Source organism: Sphingomonas sp. TREG-RG-20F-R18-01 (assembly GCF_022662475.1).
In the GTDB taxonomy this organism is placed as follows: Bacteria; Pseudomonadota; Alphaproteobacteria; order Sphingomonadales; family Sphingomonadaceae; genus Sphingomonas.
The window spans coordinates 148,077-166,840 of record NZ_JAKNQQ010000001.1 but is presented as its reverse complement, the minus strand read 5'-3'; the positions used below and the strand labels follow the sequence as shown (position 1 = coordinate 166,840).

Sequence of the window (18,764 nt, the reverse complement as noted above, 5' to 3'; positions counted from 1 at the left end):
TGAATTTGAGAACCGCCTGGGACGCTCTGGGAAAGTCAGAAAGCCCTAAATTCTGCGCTTTTGGCGGTGGTGAGATAATTTGCAGTCCTCAGCCTTCCTAGGTGGACCCTTGTTTTTGGCGGTACAGGATTTAAGCCGTACCGTCAGATCAACCGAGGATACCGTCAATCGTGGGACTCACACACATTCAACTGCGGGACGCGAAGCCTGGCGAGAAGCCGTACAAAATGTACGATAGCGGCGGGCTGTACGCGATCGTCGCCACATCTGGGTCCAAACTGTGGCGGTTCGACTATCGCTTCCTCGGGCTCCGCAAGACGATGTCGCTGGGGACATGGCCAGGTGTCACGCTCGCCCGTGCTCGCGAACTGCGCGACGTGGCGCGCGACACGGTCGACCATGGTCATGATCCCGCCATCAAGAAAGCCGTTGAGGTGATCCCGGCAGTGTCGATCGCAGACACATTCGAAATGGTAGCGCGAGACTGGTTCGCCACGAAAACGAGCGGTTGGGTGTCGTCATATTCCACCAGGATCATGTCGCGGCTGGAGGGTGACATTTTTCCGACACTCGGCAGCCGTCCGATCACCGACATTGAGCCCCCAGAACTGCTGGCTGCGATCCGGAAGATTGAAGACCGCGGGGCCATCGAACTCGCCAAACGGGTGAAGAATTACTGCGGAGAGGTGTTTCAGTTCGGCATCGCTGAAGGGAAGTGCGCCCGCGATCCGAGTCGCGATATCCAGAAGGCGCTGAAGCCGAAACCGCGCACCGTCCACCGGGCTGCACTGCGGCTGTCCGACATGGCAGAGTTCGTCCGTGGCGTGGAGTCGTTCAGGGAAGACACGCTGGCTGTTTTGGCGTTGAAGCTGACGCTGCAGACCGTCGTCCGAACGAATGAAATCCGTTTCGCGGCGTGGGACGAATTCGAAGGCGATGTCTGGCGCATCCCGGCTGGACGCATGAAGGAGGGATTGGAACACATCGTTCCGCTATCCTGGCAGACGCTGGCGCTGTTGCAGGAAATCCCGCGCCGGGGTGCATTGCTGTTTTCGAAGGATACCAAGTCTGGCGTCATCAGCCAAAACGCGATGATCTCGATATGTTACCGACTCGGTTATATGTCGAAGATGACCGTCCACGGCATCCGCAGAACGTTCAGTACTGCGGCGAACGAGTCTGGCCTGTGGCAGCCAGATGCTGTTGAGCGCCAGCTCGCTCACGTTGAGCAGAATGATGTGCGCCGTGCGTACAATGCGGCCGAGTATATGGATGAGCGTCGCCGGCTGGTGCAGTGGTGGAATGACACCCTGTTTCCGGACTGGGGGGATATGTTGGGATAACGATCAATGGCCGCGACACTTCTATCGCGGCCAAACTGCAGTTAGTAACTTAGCGTATTCGTTGATTATTTCATATTATCCAGAAAAGCATTCGCGCCAGAATCGGTTAGCAAAACCTCTTCAAGTTTCGAAATAGCATTTTGGTTAACATCTATTATTCCATAAAACTCACAAGCCGCTAGCCAGCCTGCCAGATGCATATCTTGTCCTATTCCAATTTTTTTACTTTCAACCGCTTGATCATATACCGCAGTTTGTCTTGATATACGTTCATTATGCGATGTTTTGGTCCACTGTTCACCTCCTGCAAACCGCGACGCTATCACGGCATCTAGCCAGCCCTTTGGAACCACACTTGCCCCTTGATGACCTGGGCCCATCCGAACGGGTGCGGGCAGATCTCCCTGCACAGCCAATCGATAATAAGATGCAATTGAGTATCCGAGATACTTTGCTGCTTCGGCCGGTCGCAGTAGCGGACCAAGGGGTGGAATATTCGACCATGGGGTTTCAGTGTGCTTCACAACATATATCCTCAAATTTTGCTATTAAGTCAGCAAACTGTTGATCGCACTAAACTGGTGCATAATCAAGCGTAAGGTGACATGATTTTTTTGTGGATGCGACGATAGGGGGATGGGCGGGTGTTTGATAGATTTCGAATCTGCACGGTAATGTACAGAAGACGCAAGACCTATCCAGCTAAGCTATGAGCACTCAAGTATCGGGCTTCCACCGAACGCCTGTTTCCGGAAACAGTCTGCGCTTCTTACGGCCGATTTGCACGCCGAGTCGCTGGAGTGATTGCCACGTCCCACTTGATCCAGCCTAGTGGTTCGACCCACGACTGTGTCATGATAAGTGTTCGGTTAGCCGATTGTCAACCGATATCGCACGGTTGCAATATCAACAAACAGGTGATACCCCATCCCGATGAGTGCTACACCGTCCCTAGCCGTCCCAGAACTATGGCGCCTCCCACGCGTGGTTGAGGTCACTGGCCTGTCGAAGTCGGAAATATACCGGCAGATGTCGGACGGTAGTTTCCCAACTTCGCGACCGTATCGCGACAACCCAAAGCGCCGTTTCTGGACGTCGATCGAGGTCCAGCGCTGGCAGGCGCAGCAGGTGGGGGAGGACAAATGGGCCGACCTATTGGGATGATCTATGGCTGCGACGGGAAGCAGGGTTTCGGATCATTCATCGAAGCTGAGCGCGCCGTGAAACGCATTCGCAAGTTCAGCAAAAAAGACGGCCAGATGGCCCTCTATCGCTGTTCGTATTGCCCAAACTGGCATCTGGGTAGCAAGCCCAAAGGACGGCGTTCTAAATGATATCGTCAGAATTTGACGACCTGTTGGGTGGAACTGAACCTCCGCGCAAGAAGGTTGGTCGCCCGTCGAACGAGGAACGCGCCCTGCGTGCTGCAAAGGCGATGGAGGATGCCGCGCATCAGGCCGAGATCCGTCGTGCCGGGGTCGGCCAGACGAAGATTCCAGAAGAAGACTTTCTCATGCCTGTGAGCATGAACTTCCTAGGGCGGGTATTTCGGATGGACCCTGCAACCGTTCGCAAACGGTTGGTGAATTGCAAGGCGTGCGGGCAGGTCGGCGGCGGGCGACCCGTGTACTATTTCCATGAAGCCGTGCCGTACCTGATCAAGCCGAAGATGGATCTGGCGACCTATCTCCGTACGCTTAATCCCGCTGATATGCCGAACAGCATCAACAAAGTGTTCTGGGAGGCTGAGCGCATCAAGAACAAGACGTTGATCGAGACCGGGGAAGCCTGGCCGACGGCGAAGGTGCTGGAGGTGTTCGGCACCGTGTTCATGATGGTCAAAGACCGAGTGCCGCTGATCACGGAAGGCATGCGCGACGCCGGTTTGAGCGATGAACAGAGTCGCACACTGGCCGGCTTCACCGACCAGTTTCAGAAAGACCTGCATGAAGCTCTGGTTGCGCTCCCGCAGCAGCAAAAGACGTTCAGCCGGCAGGTCGAAATCGATCCGTTTGACGGCCCAGGTTTCAAGGACGATGACGCGTGAGCTATGCTACCCTTGAAGAGATGGTGGTCGCAACCGCTGAAGCCGTAAAACCCCCTGTTCGCATATCTGTATCAGAAGCAGGTGAGCGGTATCATATCGTCAAGAATCCCGGTCAGCACGAAGGACCGTTTTCGTACGACAAGACACCATACCTGCGGGAGCCGTCTGATGTTCTGACGTCCCTCGACTACACCGGAATGGCGTTCGCTGGACCAGCACGAACGGGTAAGTCGGCGATGGCGATCAACTGGTTGTCGCATACCGCGATCACTGATCCTGCTGATATGATGTTCGTCCACATGGGGCAAACCAATGCCCGCGACTGGTCACTAGCAGACTTGGCAAAAGCGCTGCGCAATAGCCCAGAACTGAAAAAGCGGCTTGTTCCTGGCAAGACGAACGACAACGTGTTTGACAAGGCATTCTTGTCCGGCATGCGGTTGACCGTAACCTGGCCGACGATCTCCAATCTATCCGGTAAGACGATTCCGCGGCTGTGGATTTTCGATATGGATCGCATCAAGCCACAGATCATCGACAAGGAAGGCCACGTCTTCGACTTGACGAAGAAGCGCGCCGGAACGTTCAAACGCTATGGCATGATCGGTGCCGAAGCCAGCCCCGGCTTCCCTGTCACCGATCCAAAGTGGACTCCTAATCCGAAACATCCACATGAAGCGCCACCTTGCGACGGTATCCTGTCGATCTATAATCGCGGCGATCGTCGCCGGTGGCAGTGGAAATGCCCACAGTGCGAGACGGCATTTGAGCCACATTTCAAACTGCTGCATTGGCCAACGCTCGACACCGGCGACATCATGGAGATGGCCGAACAAACTGTCATGATCTGCCCACATGACGGCTACCCGATGCAGCCTCACTGGCAGAAGCCGCTAAATGCTGGCGGTAAGTGGATTAAGGAGGGTGAAATATGGATGCCAGACGGCACCGTAGAGGGCACTCCCCGGCGCAGTGACATTGCATCATTTTGGATGTTTGGCCCGGCCGCTGGGTTCACAGACTGGCCGCAGCTCGTACGCCAGCATCTGACGGCCATGGAGACGTACGACAAGACCGGCGACGAAGGCCCCCTGATGACGACGGTCACGGTAGATCAGGGTGATGCATACATTCCCAAGCGCCTTGAGGGCGGACGGTTGCCGGAATCGCTCAAGGAGCGCGCCGAAGACTGGGGGAGTGCGCCGAACGAACCGACAGTGCCGCCAGGCGTGCGTTTTCTGCTCGGCATGGTCGACGTGCAAGGTGGTGTCGGTTCTTGCTTCGTCGTGCATATCTTCGGAGTCGATGCCAACCGCGACATCTGGCATGTGGACATGTTCAAGATCCGCAAATCTCTTCGAACCGATGAGGATGGGGAACGTGAGCGGCTTGATCCCGGCGCCTATGTCGAAGACTGGGAACAACTGGTCAGTCAGGTCATCGAACGCAGCTATCCGCTGTCAGATAACAGCGGCCGGCGAATGGGCATAAAGCTGACGGCCTGCGATAGTGGCGGTTCCGATGGCACCACCGCGACCGCCTATGAGTTCTGGCTGAAGTTGCGCGATCGCGGCCTCACGCAGCGCTTCCATTTGCTGAAGGGTATGCCGTCGAAGACCGAGACAGCGCCAATCCGGATCGCGTATCCAAACGCCCAGTCGAAGGGTAATAAATTCGAGCGCTACGCCGCGGTGCCGGTGTGGTTCATCAATTCTAACATCGTCAAGGACAATGCAAATAACCTGTTGGAGCGCACCATTCCAGGCGGACAGATCCATTTTCCGCACTGGGCTGAGATGTGGCTGTACTCGCAGCTTACGAACGAAATTCGATTGCCGAACGGGCAGTGGGACAAGGTTGGAGGTCGGAAGAACGAAGCATGGGATTTGCTCTGTTATGCGCTGGCGTTTCTTGAGCATCGCGATATCAACCTCCGCTACCTCGACTGGTCGAAGCCTCCGGGATGGGCTGCTGAGTGGGACAGCAACGATTTCGTATTCGGTCCAGGCGGACAAACGGTGACGGTCGAGCCTGTAAAACGCAGATCGCTGGCTGACCTTGCCAATCGTCTTGCGTGAAGCGCATCACCACAAGGTTGTTGCAACACCCTACGCGTGATATAGCACGGTGAATTTTCTCGTTTCCGGAGATCACCGTGGCAAATAAGCAAACGCCTACTCTTGGTATTCCGCTCAACACGGTCGGATTCAGCGGATTCCGGCAGTCCTACCGCCAAGCTATGGCGATTGTTTCGGCATCGCTCGGGTTGAATCTGCCGGTGGTCACGAACGGCGTGGTCGCTTGGCGCGCTAACATGCGATCTAACTTGCAGAAGATCGCGGCTGCAAAGGGATTGTCGGCGCCGACGGTGGCCACTGGCCTCGGGGGCATGCGGAACGCCTTCGTCAATGTGATGCAACTGGTCGATCCTTCGGTGATCGTCGGTCCTGTTTTTGCACTGGTCAACCCGATTATTTCCGGGAGTCTGACCGATGGTAGCACGCTTACCAAGACTCCTGCTGTGTGGACCGGATCGCCCAAAGTAACTAGTCAGTGGCGTCGAGACGGGAATCCTATCGCGGGCGCGACAGGTTCAACCTACAGTTATGTAGCAGCGACGGATACTGGCACTTACATCGACTGTTTGGAGCTGGCGAATAGTGCAATTTCTGCAGCCAGCAACGTCATTATTGCTGCGCCATCTCAGACTTCTTACAAAACCGGTTTTGACGGCCCCGATGCCACACCGCTACACGGCTTTGAGGGATGGCAGTGCTATTACGGTCCAACTCAGACAGCATTGCAGTTGAAGGGCAATGATCTGTGGCAGGTTGCTGACACGGGCTACAAATGGATTCATGCGACGAATGGTAATAATCATTCGATCGAAATATCCGTGCTTTACCCGGCAAATGCAAATACCAGCAATTCTTACCGCGTGGTCTATGCTCGGTTCTCTGGAGATACTGACAATATCCAGTTGTCAACGCAAAGCAATGGCTGGTCGCTGCAAAAGCGTGTGGGCAATACTACCGTTTCGCTACAGTCCTTCACAACGTCACAGTCTGTTCCCAGCGGAACCGTCGTAAAACTCGAAGTGATCGGTGCAGTTGCGCGGGTCTATTTCAACGGTGTCGAAGCGACCGCATCTGCTGCAGCAAATGGTGGTGCCGGATACCCAGTAGGCGATACTGCAGCAGCAAACTTCGTGGGTCTTGGACCAGGTGCTAACGGTCAGTCGCCTAGTCCGATCGCTAGCGCTTTGAGCATTTATGATGTTCCAGCGAATTCTCTGACTGCGAAGCCGTCAGTTGCAAACGTGGCGAACACGCCAGGCAGGCAGCTTTTGACAATCAGTGGACTGATCCAGGGAACTGTAACTCAGCCACAGGCTTTGCTTCTTTCGGCGAACGGTTCAGTTCTGCAGGACTGGACGAACGCGACCAAGAGCGGCGCAAATTATTCGCTCACGTTCGCGGAGCTGTCGACCGCAGCCGAGGGTACGGGCGTGCAGGCTTGGGTGCGCGACTCCGCTAACAAGTCAATTGTCACGTCGACATTTGCGAATGTGCCCGTTCAGTGGCGGAAGATTGATTCGGAATTCGGTATCAACGCCGCGTTCGGCAATCCTGGCCCGGTGAACTTCATCCGCAGTGCCGGCCTCCGGGCAAGCGATTATAAGCCAGTCACATGTTCCTGGGCACAGGTGGTCGACCAGGCCTCCGCCGGGGCCTATGATTCGACTGATGTTGGACTGGATAGCTACGGGTGGCCGACGAAGGCACCTGCGGGCAAGCATATCATGCTGTGCTGGGATCATGCCGGTTACGCATTCAATGATTCAGAGGCGGGCACGTACGACGTTCGCTTCAATCCCGGACTGGATTGGACGCTGAATGGCAATGGCTGTATGCAGCGTACAGCGTACAATTTGGCGGCAGGCACGGCTACGATCGTGATCACCAAGGACGTGCCGCCTGGTGCACCCACTCTGGTGTTCAATTCTTACAACGGTGTTGCCGACACGTTCCCGGCAAGCGGTACCCAGTTCTTCACGATGATCAAGCAGGGCGTCGATGCCACCGGCTTCCTCCGCACCGAAGCAGCCAACAGCCTCATCGGCTTGACGTCGCCTGCGCCCGCAAACGGCTTCAAGGGCGCCATCCGCTTCATGAGCCCGACCGGGACGAACCGCCGTTCCTACCTTGGCATCAACCAGCTTCCGCGCGGAGCCGCACCCACGAACCCGCTCGGGCAGCTCAGCTACGGCACGAATTATACGATCGAAGACATGATCGGGATTTGTAAGAAGTACCGCAAGAACCTGTGGCTCAATCTCTGTGACCTGAACACGATCGCGGAGAACACGCGCATCGCTCAGGTCATTCGGGACACCGTGCCGATGGGGATGAAGGTCTACGTCGAGTACAGCAACGAAGTCTGGAACTTCATGTTCTCGCAAACGGGCGACGTGTACAACCGCGCACTGGCGGCGGGTGTGTCGCTTATCGTGCAGTATTCGCGCGAGGTCATGTCCCGCATGATCGTACCGTTTGAGAGCGTGCTCGGAACCAATGACCCTCGCTTCATGCCGGTTGGTGCGTTGCAGGGGCCGGGCAACGCCGCCGAGTTCCTCAACGAAGGCAACCTGTGGCAGCATCTCAAGGTGCTGGCGATCGGCGGTTATGCGTCGCGGGTCGGCGATTACAACGACCAGGCGATCTTCACCAAGGCCTCGCGTGACAAGGCCGGGGTCGACGATGCAGGGTTCCTTAACGACTTCTTCGTCGCGGCCCAAGCTAAGAGCGAAGAAACTCGCGTCACGCGGTGGAACGTCCACTGCAACGAACTCGCGAACGTTTGCGTGAGCAAGGGAATGGCGCGCAACGCCATCATCCCGGCGACCTATGAGCATGCGTGGCAGCACAACGACATGCTCTCGAACAACGAGGTCAACGTCACTGGTTCGATCAGTGGCACGACGCTGACCGTAACCGCGTTGAACAATCAGGCGCCAATTCGGGCCAACGATGTGCTTGTCGGAACTGGCATCACCGCGGGCACGAAGATCGTCAACCAGCTTACTGGCACTACGGGCGGCCTTGGCACGTACACAGTGGACACCTCGCAAACGGTCGCCTCGACGGGGATCACGAGCAGCACGAACGTGTATGCACAGGCTGTCGGACGTCTTTTGGCGCAAGCCCTGCGCGATCCTCGCGCTGGTGCGATGCAGGTCTACGAGGACACCTGGTTGCGCACCACGGGCGGTGTGTTTGTCCACTTCGACCATGTTGGCGGAATCCCGTCGTCGCTCTATCATCTCAACTCGGGTTCGGCCTGGGGCATGGTGGGCGCGATCGGCTACGAGACCGTCGACGAGCCGTACAAGTCGGTCGCGCCCGATATGATTGCCAACGGGTAAGCGTCGCTAAGCATTGCCGGGCACCAGACTGTGCCCGGCAAATGGTCCATGCTTCTTGGCTGTGTGAAAATGTTTCTCAACCAGATGCCAGCTTACGTAGCCGGCCGCGAGTGACAGCGTGATCGACGCAGCTACATATTCCGGGAAGCTGATAATCCCCTTCAGCGACACGGTCAGCATCTGCTGGATCGGGAATGCATAAAGATAGACCCCATACGATGGATCGCCATATTTACTCGTGTTGAACTTTGGCAATCGCTTGTCAAAGGCCAGGTAGAAGATCCCGTAGCAAAGCACTGGCGGGAACAGTGTGCGAGTCAACACGTCGACATAGACACGCTCGATCTGCAGGTTCGCCACCATGATTATGGTCATAAGTGCGATTAGCAACAGCGATCCGCTACGCGGAATTGTTTCTCGGTAAAGATAGGCGAATCCCCCAAGCATGAATGGGGGAAGAACATCGAACCAGAAATATGCGTAACCGATGACCGGCGCTAGGATGCCGGAGTCTGGGTGCCGGCCGGTCATATCAAGAAATATGCGCACACTCATTACGGCGATGGCAACCAATGGATAAACCACCCGCCAACGCATCGCGCCGACCAAGCCGATCGCCATTACGCCAAGGTAGCACCAGAACTCATATCGGATGCTCCACAGTGACCCGTTTACAGGTCCACTATGGAAAGCATCAGACGCTATGATATAATTTTGCAGCAGCACGTTTGACAGCATACCGCCCAGTTCGTGGAAACTGATGGCGCCGAAGTTTCTATCCGAATATAGCGGCACGACTACAAGCGAGCATATCGTTATCGCCGCCAAATATCCTGGATGTATGCGAGCAATGCGGCTTTTCAGAAAACTTAAGGTGCTTTTCCGGTTAAGCCAACTAGCCGTTATAAGAAATCCGCTTATCGCGAAAAATCCGAGTACGGCAATATGACCGCTATTGTATTCACCGTTTAGTAGCATCGACAGCCACTCAGTGTTTTCGCTTCCGAGACTAAGCGCGAATGAGTGCGACCATACTACCAGTATTGCCAAAAAGAGCCGCAACGCATCAAAATTATTATATCGCAGAGCAGTACCACTCATAGGTATGAGAGTATCATGCTTGCGCAAAGTGTTCTCAGTATTAAACATAACCGTAGCCATTGTCGCCCTCCATGCGATAGTGGTCAGGGTCGCGCGGTGTGTCACCACCGTTGCGACCCGATATTCAAGCAGTCAGTTCAACATGAACAAACGTTCATGCGCTGATAGCAGATCACTAGTCAACAACCTCTTGATTGTCAACAGTAAGTTGCTAAATAAAGCGATTAGTGATACTCGGAGATATGGCGACACTCACCGAACGACTGGTCGAAGCTGAAGAAGCCTATCACGCCGTAATGATCGGCCGGGCACCTTCGGTTATCCGCGATGCAAACGGTGAGGAAATTCGCTACAGCAAAGCTGATCCGACCGCGCTGCTGTCGTATATCGCACAGTTGAAGAACGACATCGCACCCGTGGCCGGCAGCATCTGCCGCGGCCCGATGCGCGTGTACTTCTGATGTTGGATCAGTTTGAAGATCTGCTTGGCGCACCCCTGCCAGCAGAGCCGCCCGCCTCGCAGATGGTCCCCGCCGGGGCGGGCGGCGAACGCGCGATGGGTGCTTTTGACGGGGCAGACCGCTACAACACGAGCCTTGCTGCGTGGGCACCTACGATGGGGTCTGCGGATCTCGACGTCATTCCAAGCAAGCAACTCAGCGATGCTCGGGTGCGCGACATGGTGCGCAACGATGCGTACGTGCAAGGCGGCGCGCAGCTTCAGAAAAACAATATCGTCGGTTCGCAGTATTTGCTGAACTCGAAACCTTCATCGGTCGCCGTTTTTGGCAAGGTCGATGAGGATTTCGAGGCTGCTTTCCAGGAAGAGGTTGAAGAACTTTTTCATATCGCAGCCGACTCGCCAAAGAACTATTTTGATTCTGCCGGTCGCAACACGTTCACCGATCTCGTGCGACTTGCGACTGGTCTGCACGTAATGACCGGCGAGGTTCTTGCAACCGTCGAGTGGAAAAAGGATGGGCGGCCGTTCAGCACCGCGATCCAGATGGTCGATACCGATCGACTGTCGACGCCAACGACGTTTCCAAACATCGGCGACCAGAATATCCGCGCAGGTATCAAGCGCGATGGGTCTGGTCGCCCGATCTCCTATTTCATTCGCGCGGGTCACCCGAACGACTATTACACGCCGTTCTTCAACATGATGGCCCAGTGGGTCGAAGTGCCGGTCGAAAAGCCGTGGGGTCGCACCCAGGTCATCCATATCTTCAATCAGCTTCGTCCAGATCAGACGCGCGGTATCGCTGCGATGACGGCAGCGCTGAAGGAAATGCATATCACGCATCGCTTCCGCGACGTGACGCTGCAGAACGCTGTAACTCAAGCGCTATACGCCGCGGCAATCACATCTGACCTGCCATCTGAGACCGTGTTCCAGTCGCTTGGTGGGGGGCAGATGACGCCCGAAGCGATCCAGAAAGCCATCGGTGATTATGCTGTTGGCTATTTTGGAACGATCGATGAGTTCGCCGGATCGGCGAAGAATCTGCACGTCGATGGCGTTCGGATTCCCCATCTGATGCCCGGTACCAAGCTGGAGATGATCAGCCCCAGCAGCGGCGGACCGCTGGGCATGGAATTCGAGGCATCACTGCTGCGCTACATCGCGAAAACGCTGGATGTTTCGTACGAGCAGCTTTCGGGGGACTACAGCAAGACAAACTATTCGTCGGCACGCGCCGCCATGGTCGAGACCTGGAAGGCGATGCAGGCTCTCAAGATCGAAGTCGCTGATCGTTTTGCGACCGAGGTGTTCCGCCTGTGGCTTGAAGAAATGATCAATGCCGACATGCTGAAAACGTTTCCGGCTGCCAAGGCATCGCTGCTTTACACCAATGGTCGTCAGAACCTTGCGTTTGACGGTCTGGCTCGCTGCGATTGGATTGGTGCGGCTCGCGGCCAGATCGATGAACTAAAGGAAACGCAGGCTGACGTTCTGAAGCTGAATAACGGACTCATCACGCGTGAGGAAGTGATCGGCAAGAGCGGCAAGGATTGGCGCAAGGTGTTCCGTCAGCTCGGTCGTGAGAAGAAACTCGCGGATAGTATCGGGCTTCAGTTCGCCGCGGCAGATCCGTCGATGATGAATGCGGTGGGCGGCGGCGCGCAGCCGACGAATAGCCCCAACCCAGACGGCGGAAAGGTCGCGAAGTGATGAAGACGAACCCCCTCATGGCGCGGTTTGCCGGCCAGGAAGCACTGGTCGAGCCGTCGCAGACTGCACGGTTTGAGTCATGCCTGGCCGAAGCGATCGCCCATCCGCGTTACGGCGAGATGGCGTCGATCGATGGTTCTGCGGACTTTTGGACCGAAGAAGGTAGCTGGTGCCGCCCTTATATCGTGCAGAATGGAATCCTTCAGATTCCTGTAAAGGGCGTGCTGCTCAACAACTTCCCATATGCACTTGGCGACTGGGCGACAGGTTACGAGTACATCTGGGAAGCATTCAAGCGTGGCTGCGGGGATTACGTCACCGGCGCTGTTCGTGGCATTGCTCTGGTCGAAGATACGCCTGGTGGCATGGTCGCAGGTTGCTTCGACACCGTCGACAAGATGATTGCACTGCGCGATCAAGTCGGAGTGCCAGTGGCGGCATTCGCACACGAGTCAGCGTACTCAGCAGGCTACGCCATGGCACTGGTAGCCGACCCCGGTCAGATCTACGTCAGCCGCACTGGTGGCGTCGGATCGATCGGTGTCGTCACCAGCCATATGAGCGTGGCTGGCGCAATGGAGAAGGCCGGGCTCGTCTTCACCTATATTTCCAGCGACCCGTCGAAGGTTGAAGGCAATCCTTACCAGGATCTTTCACCTGCGGCGAAGGCTCGCATTCAGGTTCGCATTGACGAACTTTACGGAATCTTCGTCGCCGCAGTGGCGCGGAGTCGTGGCCTTGGAGAGTCCGTCATCAGGGAAGACCTGAAGGCGTATTGCTACACGGCCACCCAAGCAGTGTCCAATGGCCTCGCTGACAAGATCGGCAGCCTTGAAGACGCAACGTCCGCTTTCGCGGGCTTCCTGGACGACCTGTCCGATACTCAAGGAGAAGAAGCGATGACCACTCCGGTCACGGCGGTCGATCAGGCCGCTATCGATACTGCCGTTGCGACTGCCATCGCCGCGGAACGTGCGGCAGCAGCCGACGCCGCAGCAACTGCCGTGGCGGCCGACCGTGAGCGCCAGAAGGCCATCACCGGTCATGCTGAAGCCGAAGGCCGCGGCGCTCTCGCCAGCCACTTCGCGCTGAACACCTCGATGTCGGTCGAAGATGCAGTCGCATCGCTGAAGGCTGCTCCAAAGGAATCGGCCGCTACACCAAACACCACGAATACCGGCTTCACCGCTGCGATGGACAATACGCCGAACCCCGAAGTCGGAGCCAACAAGGACGGCGATACCACCGTCGATGAGGCGCGTGCGAACGGCGACGATGTGTTGGCGCTGATCGGCAACACCGGTCTCCGCGGCTTCAAGACCAAGAACTAAGGGAGCAAGGCATCATGACCACGCGCAACTCTTCCTATGATAACGTCGATGGCTGGGGTCATCCGGCATTCGAAGTTCTCGACGACTACACCATGGCCGTTCTGCTTGCTGGCGTAACCCCGCCGCTCGCCGATCCGATGCACGTTCTGCTGGCGGACAACCAGAACCTTCCGATCTACCAGGTGGTCGGGCTCGATGCGAACAAGAAGCTGGTCAAGGCGGTGTTCGGTTCGGTTCAGGCGATCGGCGTGATGTCGCGCAGCGCAGTTTCCGGCGCCGGCAATACGACGGTCAAGGGCAACGTCTATTACAGCGGCTGCTTCAACATCGACGAAAAGTCGGTGCTGGTCTGGGACGCATCGTACGACACCGAAACCAAGAAGGCTCAGGCTTTCATCGGTGCGCCGACCCCCTGCCAGATCGTCGCCCGGCGCCGTCTCGCCCCCACCTCGTAATCAAGGACACACCGGACAATGGCAATCCCGACTCCCTATACGAACCTCTGGGACACGCGTCGCTCGCTGGGCGTCATGCGTGCCATCCAGGCTGAGAATTGGTATTTCGGCCAGTTCTTCCAGAACGAAATCCGCAGCACCGACGCGTGGATCGACTTCGAAAAGATGCCGATCCGCAAGCGCAAGCTCGCACCGTTCGTCCTTCCGAAGGCCCGCGGTCGCGGTGTCTGGGAAGACAGCCAGCGCGCCTACCGGTTCAAGCCGGGGTATATCAAGGTCGAGGAAACGATCGACGACGAAATGCCGCTGACGTTCCAGCCTGGCATGGGTTCGGTGTTCGACGCCAATAACCTGACCGACATGCAGCGGCTCGATCTCATTCGCGCTCAGATGCTGTCGTCGATGGATGAATCGATCGATCGTCGTCATGAGTGGATGCGCGCGCAGGCGACCATCTACGGCAAGTACACGATGACCTACGACTCGGGTGAATCGTTCCTGGTCGATCTGCAGCGCAACCCCGCGCATACGATCACTCTGGGCACGGGTTCGCGTTTCGGCGACAGCGGCGTTTCGATCGTCGATTTCATCCAGGCAAACGTCGACCGTATGAACAATGCGGAGTTCGGCGGGTTCGTTCGTCGCATCACGATGTCGTCCACGGTCGCGTCGATCCTGCGCAAGGACACCGAGTTCATGTCGCACATGGACCTTACGGTGAAGGGCGGCACGATCACGTTCGAACGCGGTGTCGTTACCGGCGGCGCGAATGGCGGTAAGGTCTACAAGTTCGGCGAAATGCTCGTCGGCGGCGCTTCCGGCGTGACCATCGAACTCTGGGTCAATGACGAAGTCTATCTGGCCGACAACGGCATCGTGACGCGCTATTTGGCTCAGAACCAGATGCTGTTCACGGCCGACCCGTCGTCGATCATGGGCTACATGGCCTATGGCAAGATCATCGACCGCGATGCGCAGTACCAGGCACTGCCGAAGTTCCCCAAGAACTATCTGCATACCGAAGGTGACGTTACGACCGAGTATATGAACATCAAGTCGGCGCCGCTGGCTGTGACGATCAATCCGGACGCAACCCTGGTGGCGACCGTCATCGCCTAAATCGACCCGATACGCCAGGCAATCCGTGTCTGGCGTATCAACCAAAAGGTGACAAACTCATGTCCAAGTATTTTGCCGTCCACGAGATCCATGATGAAAACGGGATTCATCTGGGTGAAGTTTTCGAGCCCGCCGCCGCTGACGTGCAGGGTTTTCTGGCGACCGGCGCCGTGCGTGCGCCGACCGATCAGGAACTTGCATTCCACGATATGATCCACGGCAGCAGCAAGGCTGCGGCTGAAGCCCAAAAGGTGGCTGAGAAGGATGCTGCACAGGTGCAGGCAGAAGCGGCCGCGGCCGCCGAAGCACAGCGTGTCGCCGACGAAGCCGCAGCTGCCGAAGCACAGCGTGTCGCCGACGAAGCCGCGGCCGCCGAAGCACAGCGTGTCGCCGACGAAGCCGCAGCTACCCCGCAGACGGCTGCTGAGAAGCGCGCCGCGAAGAAGGCCGAAGATGAAGCAGCAAAGGCATCCGCCGGCGCTGACCTGGTCGGCTGAAGGAGTTAACGATGGCAAACCTCAAAGTAGCACTCGACCGCGTCATCTATCGCCTGAACGATAAGGATGTCGCGGCTGAACCTGATACTGTTTTCGACGCTCCGAAGGAAGTGCCGGCATACTCGGTGCGCGAGGCAACCGCAGAAGAACTGGCTGCGTACAGCTTCGCCAACGGTGAAACGCTGACGCTCGAAAAGCCGACGTCTACATCGACCAAAAAGACCGATTGATGGTCGGCCGCCGTATCCGTGATTTGATGCGGCAAGGGCGCGAGGATCTGCATCGCGAGATGTCGGTCCCCGCGCTCTACATACCTGCGCCAAACGCGACCCCGCTTGCTTGTAGTGTGCGGGTCTGGTTGAAGACAGACAATCACATGGTCGGAAAGCTGCCCGGCCTGCAGGGTGCCGCTGAGACCAGTGAATCCGAAGATCGACTGCGATTCAATCTTGCCGAGATCCCGAAGCTATTCCGCAATGCGGTGGTTTCGGTTGAGCCCGGTGAGGCGTATCGTATCGACCACCTCTATGAAGCTGACCTGAATTTCCAAACGGCGCGCGTACTGCGGCTGCCAGCTACAGAGGCTGCCGGGCTGCCGTTGCCGTGAGCGAAGCCTACGTCATAGCCGTCGATGGGCTGGAAGCCCGGCCGTACGAAACCCTATCGCGCGATCTTCGTCTGAATATGGCGCGTGCGCTGAACAAAGGCGCAGATCGGGCGCGGACGGCAGGAGCGCGGCGCATTGAAGCGCAGGTTGGCTTCCCTGCTGGTTATTTGAACCCCTCGCAAGGTCGCCTGGTTGTCCGCGGAAAGGCAACACGCGACGATCTGGAAGCAACGATTTCCGCACGAGTGCGGCCGACCAGTCTGGCGCGCTTCGCGGTAGGGGGGACGGTTGGCGGTAGGACCGGGGTAGAGGTTGCCGTTGAGCCTGGATTGGCGAAGCTGATGAAGCGCGCATTCTTGATCCGGCTGAAGGCAGGTAATGCCGATCTCGAAACGAAAAACAATCTCGGTCTGGCCATTCGATTGAAGCCTGGCGAGCGTGTTATGAATAAGCGCGTAATGAAGCAGATCAAGGGGAACCTGTACGTTCTATACGGGCCATCGGTTTCGCAAGTTTTCCAGACAGTTCGAGAAGATATTTCACCTGATATCGCAGACTTTATTGGTGAAGAAGTCATTCGTCTAATGGGATTGGATATTTAATGACTGAACCATTCAAGCTGCGTGTCTTATACGCCCTTACGGATGTTTTAAAGACTATCACTCCTGCTGCAGGGTACACGTTCGATATGAGCGACGTTGACCGTGGCGATGGCGTGAGCGTTCCTCGGGTCTACCGCGGACGGCTTTGGTTCGGTGATGATGACCCGATTCCAATGATCAGCGTAGTGGAAGGCGTGGCGCCAGGGGAATTGGTGGAGGAACCACCGGAAGACACGCCGACTGCCGAGTATGACTGGAATTTGCTGATCCAGGGCTTCGTCGACGATGATCCGCAGCACCCGACAGATCCAGCGTATCGCCTGATGGCCGATGTGCGGCGACGTTTGGTATTGGAGCGTCGTCGCACCGTAGGCATGGGTGACAAAGCCATTCTCGGGTTCAGCGGGGGTGCAAACAACATCCTCGATCTTCGAATTCGACCGGGTGTCGTGCGACCGGCCGATGATGTCTCAGCCAAGGCGTACTTCTGGTGCAACTTGATTCTGCGCATCACCGACAACGCCGCAAAGCCCAATGAGTAGAGGGCTGTCTTTTTTCTCCGTTTCACGCTATTGATGAAACCGCAAACGAAAGGTGATACCGACCATGACCACTTACGGTAATCAGACCCTCGGCCGTGGCCGGGTGAACTTCTCTCTTTTCAAGCCGGGCACGTACGTTCCGGCTGGCTTCCGCTACACGGGCAACACGCCGTCGTTCAACCTGTCGATCGCATCGACGAACCTCGATCATTATTCCTCTGACGCGGGTATTCGCGAGAAGGATAAGTCGATCGTCGTCGAGACGAACCGGTCGGGCAAAATCGACATGGACGATATTCAGACCGACAATCTGGCATACTTTTTCTTCGGATCGAAGGCAGTCGTTTCGCAGGTTGCCGCGACGGCGATCAACGAAACGTTCCCAAGCGTCATTCCCGGTTTGAAGTATCTGCTCGGCATGAGTGATGCGCAGCCCGGTGGCGCAAAGGCCGTGACGAATGTGGTCGTGAAGGTCGGCGCCGCAACGAAGGTTGCAGGTATCGACTACCTGGTCGACCTGGACCGCGCGCTGGTGATGCCGATCGAAGGCGGTACGATCGTCGCCGGTACGGACATGGTGGTTACCTACGACAAGCAGGCGAAGTCCTACGACCAGATCATCTCCGGTTCGACGCCGATCAGCGGGGCGATCTTCTATGAGTCGACCAATCCGGAAGGTGCCAAGGTCGACTTCCTGCTGCCCTACGTCAAGCTGACGCCGAACGGCGATTTCGCGCTGAAGGCCGACAATGCGTGGCAGTCGCTGCCGTTCAATGTCGAAGTGCTGAAGGCACCGAACCGCGAGGCGATCTACGCCAACGGTCAGCCTTACACCGTCACGGTATAAGAGGGAGGCGGGGACCATGTCGCTTCGTAAACTTAGCAATCCAATTCGGAAGCTGAATGTAAGCGTATCGGACAGCGAGTCGTTCGCTGTCCGCGGCCTTACGCCGGCTGATGTTGTCGGCATCTACTATCGCCATGCAGGTCAGGCTTCCGACCTGTTCGAAAGCATCGTCAACAAGCACCAGTTTGAAGGCGGAATTGATACCGACTTCGTGATGCCGATGATGGCAGATCTGTTGCACGAAGCGCCAGAGATCATGGTTGAAATCATCACGGCTGCGATGGGGATTGATGCCCGCGACCAAACCTTGGTGCCGCTGTTTGACGGTAGCGACCTTACCGCAACGGTTTGGGCAATCGAAACCGAACTGGTGTCGCAGTTGTCCTTCGCCGTGCAGATCGACGCGCTGATGAAGATTGGCGAACTGACCTTCACGTCGGAGATGCCGCCAAAAAAGTTCGGGGCCCTGATCATCGGGGCCCTGAGCAAGATGGCGAACAAGACACCCTTGGGCTGAAGCAATGGATCTGGACGGTTCGCCGAAAGGTGAACCTCCTACTCGACCACGGGCACCCGGATGCATGGGACTATCCGCTCGGCGTCGTAGCAGATGAGGCTGCCCTGGTGGTCGAAAGACTCAACGGGCTGATCGGCTCAAACGCAGTTGGGTTC

At 56.9% G+C, this 18,764-nt stretch carries 19 protein-coding genes; 17 read left to right on the top strand and 2 right to left on the bottom strand.

The features are described from left to right. Positions 1 to 170 precede the first annotated feature (170 nt). Positions 171 to 1,343: an integrase arm-type DNA-binding domain-containing protein gene (locus tag L8K25_RS22790; protein WP_242137036.1), complete on the top strand. Its 1,173-nt coding sequence runs from the start codon at positions 171 to 173 to the stop codon at positions 1,341 to 1,343. Positions 1,344 to 1,408: 65 nt separating this feature from the next. Here the strand turns inward: L8K25_RS22790 and L8K25_RS00825 are convergent, their stop codons facing one another. After that, positions 1,409 to 1,867: a hypothetical protein gene (locus tag L8K25_RS00825; RefSeq protein ID WP_242137035.1), complete on the bottom strand. Its 459-nt coding sequence runs from the start codon at positions 1,865 to 1,867 to the stop codon at positions 1,409 to 1,411. Positions 1,868 to 2,327: 460 nt separating this feature from the next. On the opposite strand from L8K25_RS00825, the gene L8K25_RS00820 reads away from it, so the two are divergent. The 4 genes from L8K25_RS00820 to L8K25_RS00805 all read left to right on the top strand — a co-directional run bounded on the left by L8K25_RS00820 (position 2,328) and on the right by L8K25_RS00805 (position 8,815). Next, entirely contained in the window at positions 2,328 to 2,507 is a 180-nt protein-coding gene (locus L8K25_RS00820) for an AlpA family phage regulatory protein (protein ID WP_242137034.1), read from the top strand. 166 nt (positions 2,508 to 2,673) lie between these two features. Continuing rightward, on the top strand, positions 2,674 to 3,390 hold the full coding sequence (locus L8K25_RS00815; RefSeq protein WP_242137033.1) for a DUF1441 family protein: 717 nt from the start codon (positions 2,674 to 2,676) through the stop codon (positions 3,388 to 3,390). Further along, a complete protein-coding gene (locus L8K25_RS00810; protein ID WP_242137032.1) occupies positions 3,387 to 5,468 on the top strand; it encodes a terminase gpA endonuclease subunit in 2,082 nt (693 codons plus the stop codon). Before L8K25_RS00815 ends, L8K25_RS00810 begins: the two co-directional genes overlap by 4 nt. A 77-nt stretch (positions 5,469 to 5,545) precedes the next feature. Further along, complete coding sequence (locus L8K25_RS00805; RefSeq protein WP_242137031.1) at positions 5,546 to 8,815, top strand: hypothetical protein; 3,270 nt, start codon at positions 5,546 to 5,548, stop codon at positions 8,813 to 8,815. 6 nt (positions 8,816 to 8,821) lie between these two features. On the opposite strand, the gene L8K25_RS00800 is transcribed toward L8K25_RS00805, so the two are convergent. Next, entirely contained in the window at positions 8,822 to 9,976 is a 1,155-nt protein-coding gene (locus tag L8K25_RS00800) for an acyltransferase (protein WP_242137030.1), read from the bottom strand. A 182-nt stretch (positions 9,977 to 10,158) separates the two neighbouring features. Between L8K25_RS00800 and L8K25_RS00795 the strand changes: the two genes are divergently transcribed. The 12 genes from L8K25_RS00795 (at position 10,159) to L8K25_RS00740 (ending at position 18,609) form a co-directional block, all read left to right on the top strand. Further along, positions 10,159 to 10,377, top strand: a complete 219-nt coding sequence (locus L8K25_RS00795) for a gpW family protein (protein WP_242137029.1) — start codon at positions 10,159 to 10,161, stop codon at positions 10,375 to 10,377. Beyond that, positions 10,377 to 12,092 carry a phage portal protein gene (locus L8K25_RS00790; protein ID WP_242137028.1) on the top strand — a complete coding sequence of 572 codons (1,716 nt, stop codon included), beginning with the start codon at positions 10,377 to 10,379 and terminating at the stop codon, positions 12,090 to 12,092. Before L8K25_RS00795 ends, L8K25_RS00790 begins: the two co-directional genes overlap by 1 nt. Beyond that, positions 12,092 to 13,423: a S49 family peptidase gene (locus L8K25_RS00785; protein ID WP_242137027.1), complete on the top strand. Its 1,332-nt coding sequence runs from the start codon at positions 12,092 to 12,094 to the stop codon at positions 13,421 to 13,423. Before L8K25_RS00790 ends, L8K25_RS00785 begins: the two co-directional genes overlap by 1 nt. 14 nt (positions 13,424 to 13,437) lie before the next feature. Next, the gene (locus L8K25_RS00780; protein ID WP_242137026.1) at positions 13,438 to 13,878 is read left to right on the top strand and encodes a hypothetical protein; all 441 of its coding nucleotides are present in this window, start codon (positions 13,438 to 13,440) and stop codon (positions 13,876 to 13,878) included. Between the two features lie 18 nt (positions 13,879 to 13,896). After that, entirely contained in the window at positions 13,897 to 14,997 is a 1,101-nt protein-coding gene (locus L8K25_RS00775) for a major capsid protein (protein WP_242137025.1), read from the top strand. Positions 14,998 to 15,056: 59 nt separating this feature from the next. Beyond that, positions 15,057 to 15,494 (top strand): hypothetical protein, encoded by a 438-nt coding sequence (locus L8K25_RS00770; protein ID WP_242137024.1) that lies wholly within the window; start codon positions 15,057 to 15,059, stop codon positions 15,492 to 15,494. 11 nt (positions 15,495 to 15,505) lie between these two features. Next, positions 15,506 to 15,724 carry a hypothetical protein gene (locus L8K25_RS00765; RefSeq protein ID WP_242137023.1) on the top strand — a complete coding sequence of 73 codons (219 nt, stop codon included), beginning with the start codon at positions 15,506 to 15,508 and terminating at the stop codon, positions 15,722 to 15,724. Further along, positions 15,724 to 16,101: a hypothetical protein gene (locus L8K25_RS00760; RefSeq protein ID WP_242137022.1), complete on the top strand. Its 378-nt coding sequence runs from the start codon at positions 15,724 to 15,726 to the stop codon at positions 16,099 to 16,101. The genes L8K25_RS00765 and L8K25_RS00760 overlap by 1 nt, the downstream gene beginning before the upstream one ends. Continuing rightward, the gene (locus tag L8K25_RS00755; protein ID WP_242137021.1) at positions 16,098 to 16,703 is read left to right on the top strand and encodes a hypothetical protein; all 606 of its coding nucleotides are present in this window, start codon (positions 16,098 to 16,100) and stop codon (positions 16,701 to 16,703) included. The genes L8K25_RS00760 and L8K25_RS00755 overlap by 4 nt, the downstream gene beginning before the upstream one ends. Continuing rightward, a complete protein-coding gene (locus L8K25_RS00750) occupies positions 16,703 to 17,245 on the top strand; it encodes a hypothetical protein (protein WP_242137020.1) in 543 nt (180 codons plus the stop codon). The genes L8K25_RS00755 and L8K25_RS00750 overlap by 1 nt, the downstream gene beginning before the upstream one ends. A 64-nt stretch (positions 17,246 to 17,309) precedes the next feature. Further along, entirely contained in the window at positions 17,310 to 18,092 is a 783-nt protein-coding gene (locus L8K25_RS00745; RefSeq protein ID WP_242137019.1) for a hypothetical protein, read from the top strand. Between the two features lie 16 nt (positions 18,093 to 18,108). After that, complete coding sequence (locus tag L8K25_RS00740; protein ID WP_242137018.1) at positions 18,109 to 18,609, top strand: hypothetical protein; 501 nt, start codon at positions 18,109 to 18,111, stop codon at positions 18,607 to 18,609. Positions 18,610 to 18,764: the final 155 nt, after the last annotated feature.